The sequence below is a fragment of the Kribbella turkmenica genome, from assembly GCF_004348725.1.
Classification (GTDB): domain Bacteria; phylum Actinomycetota; class Actinomycetes; order Propionibacteriales; family Kribbellaceae; genus Kribbella; species Kribbella turkmenica.
The window spans coordinates 1-8863 of sequence record NZ_SMKR01000233.1; the positions used below are offsets into that span (position 1 = coordinate 1).

General features: G+C 69.8%; 11 protein-coding genes. 2 read left to right on the forward strand and 9 right to left on the reverse strand.

What is annotated here, in order from left to right; all coding sequences use genetic code 11:
- Positions 1–564: LysR substrate-binding domain-containing protein (locus tag E1218_RS33170; RefSeq protein ID WP_233712638.1), on the forward strand; the 564-nt coding region annotated here is incomplete at its 5' end.
- Here the strand turns inward: E1218_RS33170 and E1218_RS33175 are convergent.
- Genes E1218_RS33175 through E1218_RS33195 form a run of 5 tightly spaced genes read right to left on the reverse strand, consistent with a single transcriptional unit; the run spans position 561 to position 4188 of the window.
- Entirely contained in the window at positions 561–1016 is a 456-nt protein-coding gene (locus E1218_RS33175) for a VOC family protein (protein WP_165949526.1), read from the reverse strand. The two genes, E1218_RS33170 and E1218_RS33175, sit on opposite strands and share 4 nt — an antisense overlap.
- The gene (locus tag E1218_RS33180) at positions 1016–1669 is read right to left on the reverse strand and encodes a metal-dependent transcriptional regulator (RefSeq protein WP_132327002.1); all 654 of its coding nucleotides are present in this window, start codon (positions 1667–1669) and stop codon (positions 1016–1018) included. Before E1218_RS33180 ends, E1218_RS33175 begins: the two co-directional genes overlap by 1 nt.
- A gap of 13 nt (positions 1670–1682) precedes the next feature.
- The gene (locus E1218_RS33185; RefSeq protein ID WP_132327003.1) at positions 1683–2552 is read right to left on the reverse strand and encodes a metal ABC transporter permease; all 870 of its coding nucleotides are present in this window, start codon (positions 2550–2552) and stop codon (positions 1683–1685) included.
- Positions 2549–3286 carry a metal ABC transporter ATP-binding protein gene (locus E1218_RS33190; RefSeq protein WP_132327004.1) on the reverse strand — a complete coding sequence of 246 codons (738 nt, stop codon included), beginning with the start codon at positions 3284–3286 and terminating at the stop codon, positions 2549–2551. The genes E1218_RS33185 and E1218_RS33190 overlap by 4 nt, the downstream gene beginning before the upstream one ends.
- A complete protein-coding gene (locus tag E1218_RS33195; RefSeq protein ID WP_233712639.1) occupies positions 3283–4188 on the reverse strand; it encodes a metal ABC transporter substrate-binding protein in 906 nt (301 codons plus the stop codon). Before E1218_RS33195 ends, E1218_RS33190 begins: the two co-directional genes overlap by 4 nt.
- Positions 4189–4267: 79 nt before the next feature.
- On the opposite strand from E1218_RS33195, the gene E1218_RS33200 reads away from it, so the two are divergent.
- On the forward strand, positions 4268–4789 hold the full coding sequence (locus E1218_RS33200; protein WP_202866330.1) for an NUDIX domain-containing protein: 522 nt from the start codon (positions 4268–4270) through the stop codon (positions 4787–4789).
- Positions 4790–4852: 63 nt separating this feature from the next.
- Here the strand turns inward: E1218_RS33200 and E1218_RS33205 are convergent, their stop codons facing one another.
- The 4 genes from E1218_RS33205 to E1218_RS36390 form a co-directional block, all read right to left on the reverse strand.
- Complete coding sequence (locus E1218_RS33205) at positions 4853–5677, reverse strand: MauE/DoxX family redox-associated membrane protein (RefSeq protein ID WP_132327006.1); 825 nt, start codon at positions 5675–5677, stop codon at positions 4853–4855.
- Between the two features lie 13 nt (positions 5678–5690).
- A complete protein-coding gene (locus E1218_RS33210; RefSeq protein ID WP_132327007.1) occupies positions 5691–6293 on the reverse strand; it encodes a cell wall protein in 603 nt (200 codons plus the stop codon).
- A 15-nt stretch (positions 6294–6308) separates the two neighbouring features.
- Positions 6309–6722: an RlpA-like double-psi beta-barrel domain-containing protein gene (locus E1218_RS33215; RefSeq protein ID WP_132327008.1), complete on the reverse strand. Its 414-nt coding sequence runs from the start codon at positions 6720–6722 to the stop codon at positions 6309–6311.
- Positions 6723–6854: 132 nt separating this feature from the next.
- Positions 6855–8863 (reverse strand): hypothetical protein (locus E1218_RS36390; protein WP_165949525.1); only part of this gene is annotated, 2009 nt, incomplete at its 5' end.

Sequence of the window (8863 nt, forward strand, 5' to 3'; positions counted from 1 at the left end):
GACCATCCCACCCTGGACCTGACGGTCATCGAACTGGACCCGGCGGCGGTGCCCGACGCTCTCCGGGACGAGAGCCTCGACATTGCGCTGATCCAGGAGTACGACTACGTGCCGATCGCCTCCGACCAGGGCCTGCAGACCGAGCCGTTGCTGGATGAGATCGTCCACCTGGCCGCTCTCACCGCCGAGCCGCTCACCCACCGGCGCGACGCGTCCTGGATCGCCGGTACGCCGGGGACGCTGTGTCACGCGATGACGATCAGGGCCTGCGAGGCCGCCGGGTTCATGCCACGCATCCGCCACCACGCCGACGACTTCGGCGCCGTACTCGCGTTGGTCGCGGCCGGCCAAGGAGTCGCCTTCGTCCCTGACCTGGGCGCGGCCGCACCACCCGAGGCGGTCGTACTGACTCCGCTGCCGATCCGCCGCAGAACCCACCTCGCCTACCGCCGAGGCACCGCCGGCCACCCGGCCATCGCCGCCGCCCGCACCGTTCTCCACGCCGCCGCACACCGGTCGACCGACGCCCTTACCAGCGGCTCCGGCCCGAACGGTGGGGTCTAGGGGTGGTCGAGGAGGGACATGGCGCGGGGCGAGGTGGGTTCTGCGCGTACCCGGAGATGGCCGGGATGGTGGCGCGACTCGGGCTGCAGGGCCGGGTCCAGCAGGACGCGGACGTCGTTCTGCGGCTGGAAGTCGGCCAGGGTCGCCCCCAGTTCGAGTGCGCGCTCGACAGCGACATCGAGGCTGCCCACCTCGATGTCCAGGTGCATCATCATCTGCTGCCGGCCCTCGGCCGCCGGCCACGTCCGCCGGACCCATGGAGCCGACCGCTGCGGCTGGAAGGACAGGTAGGTCTCGGAGTTGCCCGGCACCGCGAGGACGAACTCGTTCGGCTCGTTCTTGTGGATCCGCCAACCCAGTACTCGGTGGTAGAACATGCCGAGTGCCTGCGGGTCCGGCGCGTCGACGACCGTGCCGAACCAGTGCCCCTTCTCCGAACGTCCGCGCAGCATCACGGCTTGGGGATGACCCGGATGGCGTACGCGGCCGTGAGGCCCAGGGCGACGGACGTGCCGTCGTGCTCGACGTCGATGGTGGCGTCGTCGCGACCGTTGACGGTGAGCGTGGTGCCGATGGTGATGCCGAGCTGGTCGAGCTGCCGGAGGAGCTCGGGATCGCTGTCGGAGACCCGCGCGACGCGGGCCCGGACGCCTTCGCCGACGGTGTCCAGCCGGAACTGGTCGTCGGCCGGCAGGGTGCCGTCGGCGCGCGGGATCGGGTCGCCGTGCGGGTCGTGATCGGGTTCGCCGAGGCGGACGGCCAGCCGGTCGACGAAGGTGTCGGAGACGGCGTGTTCGAGGATCTCGGCCTCCTCGTGCACCTCGTCCCAGGTGTAGCCGAGGTACTGGACCAGGAAGGTCTCGATCAGCCGGTGCTTGCGCACCATGGCGAGCGCGATCCGCCGGCCCTCGGGGGTCAGGTCGATGGCGCCGTACCGGGCGTGCGAGAGCAGTCCGCGCTCGGTGAGCTTGCGGACCGACTCGGACACCGCCGACGGCGACAGGCCGAGCCGGGAGGCGAGGCCGCCGACGGTGACCGCCTCGTCGGACCACTCCCGGGCGTTGAAGACGGCCTTGAGGTAGTTCTCGACGACTCTGGATTCCATCGTGCCTCTCCGCTCATCCCACCGCGGCCGCCCGCCGGCGACTGGCTGTCAGATGCCTGCCGAGCACCCCGTGGCGCGGGCTGAACAGGTACACCAAGGCGAACGCGACGCCCTGGACCACGACGACGAGCCCGCCGGAAGCGGCGTCCAGCCAATAGCTGAGGTAGATGCCCAGGACCGAGCATACGGCGGAGACGACCGGTGCGATCACCAGCATCCGGCCGGACCGATCCGTCAGCAGGTACGCCGTCGCGCCCGGGATGATCAGCATCGCGACCACGAGAATCACGCCGACGACCTGGAGGGCCACGACCGCGGTCAACGCGAGCATGCCGAGCAGCAGCGCACCGAGCCGGCGTGGCGACAGGCCGATCGCGTGGGCGTGGATCGGGTCGAACGCGTACAGCGTCAGGTCGCGGCGCTTGAGCACGAGCACGACGAGGGCGACCGCGGCCAGTACGCCGATCTGGATCAGGTCCGTCGCGGAGACGCCGAGGATGTTGCCGAAGATGATGTGGTTCAGGTCGGTCTGGCTCGGCGTGACGGACACGAGCACGAGCCCGAAGGCGAACAGCGTGGTGAACACGATCCCGATCGCCGCGTCCTCCTTCACCCTGCTGGTGTCGCGCACCACCCCGATCAGCGCGACCGCGAGGAACCCGAACACCACCGCGCCGAGGGCGAACGGCGCCCCCAGGATGTAGGCGATCACGACACCGGGCAGTACGGCGTGGGACACCGCGTCGCCCATCAACGACCAGCCGAGCAGGACGAGCCAGCACGACAGCACCGCGCACACGACCGCCGCGAATACGGTGGTGACGAGCGCGCGGACCATGAAGTCGTACTGCAGCGGCTCCAGCAGATAGTCGAGCGGGGTCATGCCGCGCCCTCCTGCTCGAGTACGTCGAGACCGAAGGCGCGGGCCAGGTTCGCCGGCCGCAACGCCTCGGCGACCGACCCGTGGAACAGCACCCGCCGCAGCAGCAGAACCGCCTCGTCAGCCAGTTGCGGCAGTGCGTGCAAGTCGTGCGTCGACACCAGAACTGCCCGGCCGTCGGCGGCCAACTCCCGGAGCAGGCCGACGATCGTCGCCTCGGACCGCTTGTCCACCCCGGCGAACGGCTCGTCCAGCAACAGGATCTGCGCTTCTTGCGCGATGCCGCGGGCAACGAACGCGCGCTTCCTCTGGCCGCCGGACAGCCGGCCGATCTGCCGGTCGGCGTACTCGGTCAGCGCGACCCGCTCGAGCGCCTCGGCCACCGCCGCGTGGTCGGCGGCCCGCGGCCGGCGGGTGAATCCCTGGCGCCCGTACCGGCCCATCATCACCACGTCGTGTACCGACACCGGGAAGGTCCAGTCGACGTCCTCGTTCTGCGGGACGTAGCCGACCCGGCCGCGCCTGCGCGCCACCGCGGGATCGATCCCGTCCAGCCGGACGGTACCCTGGTCGGGCCGGATCATTCCCATGATCGCCTTGAACAGCGTGGTCTTCCCGGAACCGTTCATGCCGATCAGGCCGGTCACCCGGCCCGGTTCGACGGTCAGCGACACCCCGTCCAGCGCGAGGACGTCGCCGTACCGGGCGACGACGTTCTCGACCTCGACCGCGGTCATGGGGTGTCTCCGGTGAGCCCGCGGACGATCGTGTCGGCGTCGTACCGGATCAGGTCCAGGTACGTCGGCACCGGGCCGTCGGCCGCCGACAGCGAGTCGACGTACAGCGTGCCGCCGAACTCGGCGCCGGTGCCGGTGGCGACCTGACGCATCGCCTTGTCCGACACGGTCGACTCGCAGAACACCGCGGGAACGTCGTTGGCCTTGACGAACTCGGTCGCGGCCGCGATCTGCTGCGGGGTCGCCTGCTGCTCGGCGTTGACCGGCCAGAGGTACTTCTCGGTCAGCCCGGCGTCGCGTGCGAGGTACGAGAACGCGCCCTCGCAGCTGACCAGCGCGCGCTGCTTCTTCGGCACCGCCGCCAGGTTCCTCATCAGCTCGTCCTGCACCTTCTGCAGCGCGGCCCGGTAGGCCATCCCGTTCGCGGCGAAGTCGCTCGCGTGCGCCGGATCGAGCCCGGAGAACGCGTCGACCATGGCGTCCACGTAGAGCTGGACGTTCTTCGGGCTCATCCACGCGTGCGGGTTCGGCTTGCCGGCGTACGAGTCCTCGGTGATGTCCATCGGCTCGACCCGCTCGGAGACGACCTTGTGCGGTACGTCGACCGACTCGACGAACTGCTCGAACCACAGCTCCAGGTTGAGGCCGTTGTCCAGGATCAGGTCGGCGTCCGCGGCCTTCCGGATGTCGCCGGGGGTCGGCTCGTAGCCGTGGATCTCGGCGCCCACCTTGGTGATCGACTCGACCGCGAGATGGTCGCCGGCGACGTTCCGCGCGATGTCGGCGAGCACGGTGAACGTGGTCAGCACGAGCGGCTTGTCGTTGCTCGAGGCCTTGCTCGCCGAGCACCCGGGCAGGAAGCCGAGGGCCAGGACCAGCAGGGCGGCAAGAGTTTTCGGCACACCGAAAACATAGAAGTTCGGCACTCCGGAAACAAGGCCGGATTGCGGATCGAGGACGCGGCTGGGAGGGTGCTGAACCGTGGACGACGACATCCGCCGCGGCGACCTGCTCGCCGAGGGCGAGCCGGAGCGCGAGTTCCATGCCGGGATCGCGGCCCGGCTGCCGCGCAAGACGGTGGCCGGCGGTGCGCTGATCCGCGACCGGGCCGGCCGGAACCTGTTCCTCGAACCGACCTACAAGCCGACTCTGGACATCCCCGGCGGCATCGCCGAGTACGACGAGTCGCCGTACCAGGCCTGCGTCCGTGAGGTCGAGGAGGAACTCGGCCTGGCGCTCGAGATCGGCCCGCTGCTGGTCGTCGACTGGGTCCCGGCGCAGGGCCCCTGGTCCGACGCGCTCGCATTCGTGTTCGACGGCGGCGTCCTCGACCCGGCCACGATCGACCGGCTGCGGATCGACCGGGTGGAGGCGCACGGCCACGAGTTCCTGACCCTCGCCGAGGCGGGCCCGCGGCTCCGTCCATCGATGCTCCGCCGGCTCGCGTTGGCCGAGCGGGCGCTCGCCACCGGCACGCCGGTGAACGCGGACTTCGGCCGCTGACCTCCCACGCCGTGGACGGTCAGCGGCCGGGCCGGTGGCGAGCAGCGCAGGCGGACGGTCACGCTAACCGGCGGCGGCCGGCACGGTCGGGCGGTAGAGGGTCTGGCCGGACGTCTCGTCGACGACGGCGACCCGGACGGACTCCGGCGTGGAGTCGTGATGCGGTACGGCGAACACGGCGGTCACCCGGCGGCCGTCGTACCTGGCGGTGTAACTGACGAAACGCCAGTCCTCGTCGTCCCAGTAGTCGCGAATGTCGGATCGCAGCAGCCCGTCGACCGCGCGGTACGCCGGACTGAGCAGCAGCCGCCGTTGGGTCGCGACCAGCGGGATCCCGTCGGTCGCGGTGCCGCTGAGCGGATGGGTGATCCGCAGCCGCAGCCGGCGCAGGGGGAGGAGCCAGTACCTGTCGAGCTCCGCCGACAGCATGACGAACGCAGCGGCCTCCGGGATCAGGACGAGCGCCCCGGACCCGGCCGACCACCAGCCGGTCGTTGCCGTCGCCGCTGTCACTGCTGTTGCCAGTAGCAACAGTGCGCGGCCGATCGCGCGGTGGCCGATCGGCTTCGCCGAGGACCCGACACAACCGCAGGAGGCCGCCGGCACGACGATCTTGGCGTACACCAGGTAGCCGGTGAATCCGGCCGCCAGTGCCACCGCCGCGAACGCCTCGACGGTCCAGACCGGCGGCGCGAGCAACGCCAGTGCGATCACCGCTTCGACCACGCCGACCGCGCGATACGCCGGGGCGGCCCGGTTCTCGCCGACCAAGCGCGGCAGCGCCGTACGCTCCGCGCTGTCCTGCCGGACGATTTTCCCGTACGACGACCAGAGCAGGAGCAACCCGATCAGCAGCGGCTGGGCAGCCGCCACCTGTTGTGCGAACATCGCGGCCTCCCGCTCAGTTCGACGCGTAGATCGTCGCGATGTCGATCTCGTTCGTCCCCGGTCGCCAGGCGCCGATCACCTGGGCGTGCCGGCCGACCTCGAGCATCGACAGGTCCGACACCGCGGGCGTTCCGTTGTAGACGGCCGCGGTGAGACCCGGCTGAACGTGCCCCACGACGTTCTGGCCGTGGTGGTCGAGATTCAGCACCGAGCGCCCGATCGAGGTGATGCCGACGGTCAGGTTGACGATGTTCACCCACACCGACTCGGCAGCGAGGATCCCGTCCGGCATCAGCACACCGCGCGCGTACATGCCGTCGCCGATGCGGACCTCGTCCAGCGTGGTCGGCCGCAGCTTCCACACGCTGGTGACACCGGTCAGCTGGATCCGGTGCATCCGGCCGTCGGATCCTCGGACCTGCAGGAGATCCCGGTTTCGGCCGATGATCAGGCCCTCGGCGAAGTTCGGGTCCGGCTGGCCGGCCTCCGGGTACTGCGACGCCGCGGCGAACGCGGCCTCGGGAGCGAGCGAACCCATGGCACTGGCCGCGACCAGGCCGGTGGCGCCGAGCGCGGCGCGGGTGAGCAGGGACCGGCGGTTTATCGTGGTGGTCATCTCAACTCACTCCTCTCAGCCGATGTCGACGGTGCAGGGGATCAGGCCGGCGCTCAGGCTCCCGATCGCGGAGAACGCGGCCGGAGTGAGGTCGATGATCCGGTTGGAGGCGCACGTCCCGCCGCAGCAGGCACGCTCACCACAGAACAGGTCGGTCTGCGGACCACAGTCCGCGATCGACGTGACCACCCGCGCGCCGTTGCACAGGTTGGTCGTGGAGTGGCGGAAACCGCACGTACGCCGGGACATCCCGGTGATCCCGCAGCGGTCCGGCCGGGTGATGTCGTAGCACGCGTCCGAGGTGTTCGGCCAGGCGTGCTGGAAGTTGCCCGAGTGACAGGTTCCGCAAGCACCACGTCCGGTGCTGGCGCACGGTCCCCACGCGTTCCCGCAACAGAACCATGAGACTTCGCCGTTGATTCCGGCCATGACAATTCCTCCAGGTCTAGGGGCGGACAGACCTACTGGGAATCTTTGTACCGCGAACGTGGGGAAAGTCACAGACCTCGCGCGTGAAATGGAAACTTTTTGACTACGGTCGAAGGGGTTGTGCCCTGCTACTCAGAACTTGATGTCGACGCTGGTCCCGGACGGTACGCCGGGATGGCGCAGCCACAGCACTCCGGCGTCGGCGTCGTACCGGAGGTCGGTGGGGTCCGCATCGTCGGCTCGGACAGTCGCCGGTTCGGCGGGGGCGCGCAGGGCGGTGGTGACCTGTACGCCGCGCGGAGCCTCGCAGGTGAAGCGGATAGTGGATTGGTCCTGGTGCCAGTCGACGACGCGGCCGGCCGAGGCCAGGAGTGGTTGGTCGTCGAAGGAGAGGTCGCGGAGCCAGGTCAGCTGGCCGGGACCGAGCTCTCGTCTCCGGACGGTGCCCAGGTATGGATCGAGGAGATCGAGATAGTTGCCCTCCACAACATGGGTGCCGCCGGCTTCCGCCAGCACGGCCCCGATGAGGTACGGACCGCGTTGGACCGACAGCCAGTTGGTGGACGTCCAGCTGTGGCCGCCGGCTTCGGCCAGTTCGCGGATCGCTGTGACCAGCTCGGCTGCGCGGCCGGCTGATTCGGTGAACGCTGCCGGGCGGGACGGAAGAAAGCGGACTCGGCCCCGGCCGACCGGCTGGAGGCCGGGTTCGCTATGGTTCGCGCCGAGGGCCTCGGCGAGGTGGTCGGCGCAGGTGTCGTAGCGACCGGTCCACCATGAGCGGATCTCGTGGTACGGGTCGGCGCCGTCGCCGACGTACAGCAGGCTGCCGCCGCGGCTGACCCACCCGGCCAGCGCGTAGTGGATGCCGGGTGCCAGCGGCTTCTGGAACTCGTAGCTCAGGACCAGCACGTCGACGTCGTCCAGGGCATCGGGGGTGTCGATCACGTTCTCCAGCTGGACCGGACAGACGCGCTGCCCGTCGCACAGCGGTGGCAGCGCCAGGCCGTAGAAGTCGGAGAAGTGCAACTGCTCGCGGCCTTCGACTGCCAGAGCGTCCTGCAGGCCGTCGTAGTGGCCGCTCTCACCACCCGGGGCCCAGCGCTGGAACATGGCGGTGTCGGAGAGCGCGATGCCGATCCGCGGTCCTTCCTGCGCCCAGCGGACCTCGGGCTGGTCCAGGTCGCGCAGGCTGTTCATGGCGATCAGGTAGCTGGTGGCGGTGTCGGGCGGAATCGATTCCCGTTCGGTCGATCCCTCGCGCAGGTAGGGGCGGTTGAAGATCCGGTGGGGCCACGGCGCCACCTCGTAGCGCGACACGCCCGGGTGGAGCAGTGAGGCGACGAGGGTGCGCTGGTAGTTGGCCAGGTAGTCCTCCCAGGTGCGGTCCGGGTGGTCCTCGATCGGGTCGTGCAGGAACCACATGCGCCGGTCGGTGCCGCGGGTCAGGTCCTGCGCGATGCCGTACTCCAGGTACGCGGTCTCGAACGTGCGCTCGGCGACCTTCCCGGCGTACACGTTGGGCGTGCGCGAGGTGCCGGTCCACACCTGGGCGATGGCCCCGTCGATCGAGGGCAGGGTGCGCAGGCGGGATTCCGGGCTGATGATCTGCCACTGGGTGTAGTTCAGGAGGCTGTGCGTCGGCACGTAGAAACGCACCTGCCGACCCTGCCGGAGGGCTTCGTCGCGCAGTACGGACGTGACCCGGTCCAGGCTGCGGGAGAGCAGGTGCTGCTTGAGCTGCCCCGAGCGGAAATGCGCTTCCGCGGTGCTGTGCGGAGCCTGCCACGGCTCACCGAAGAAGGCCTGCCACTCGCGCTTGAACGACTCCGAGTAGCCGGCGCGCGCCCAGAACTCCGGTTCCTCGAGATGGATGCCTTCGACACCTAGTTCGATGATCGGGCGGAGCTTCTGGACGAGATACTCGGTGAAGCCGAACGTCGGCACCATGTACGGGATGTCGGTGCTCCTGCCGTGCAGGATCGGCGTTCCGTCGCCCGCGGTCTGCGCGTCGGCCCAGTGGCCGGCGCCGTCCCACCGTCCGTCCAGGTAGTCCTGGTAGGTGCCCCACGAGATCCCGGTCATCAGGTGCACGCGGTACCCGGCGTCACGCCAGCGGGCGATGCGCTCCGGCGTACTGTCGT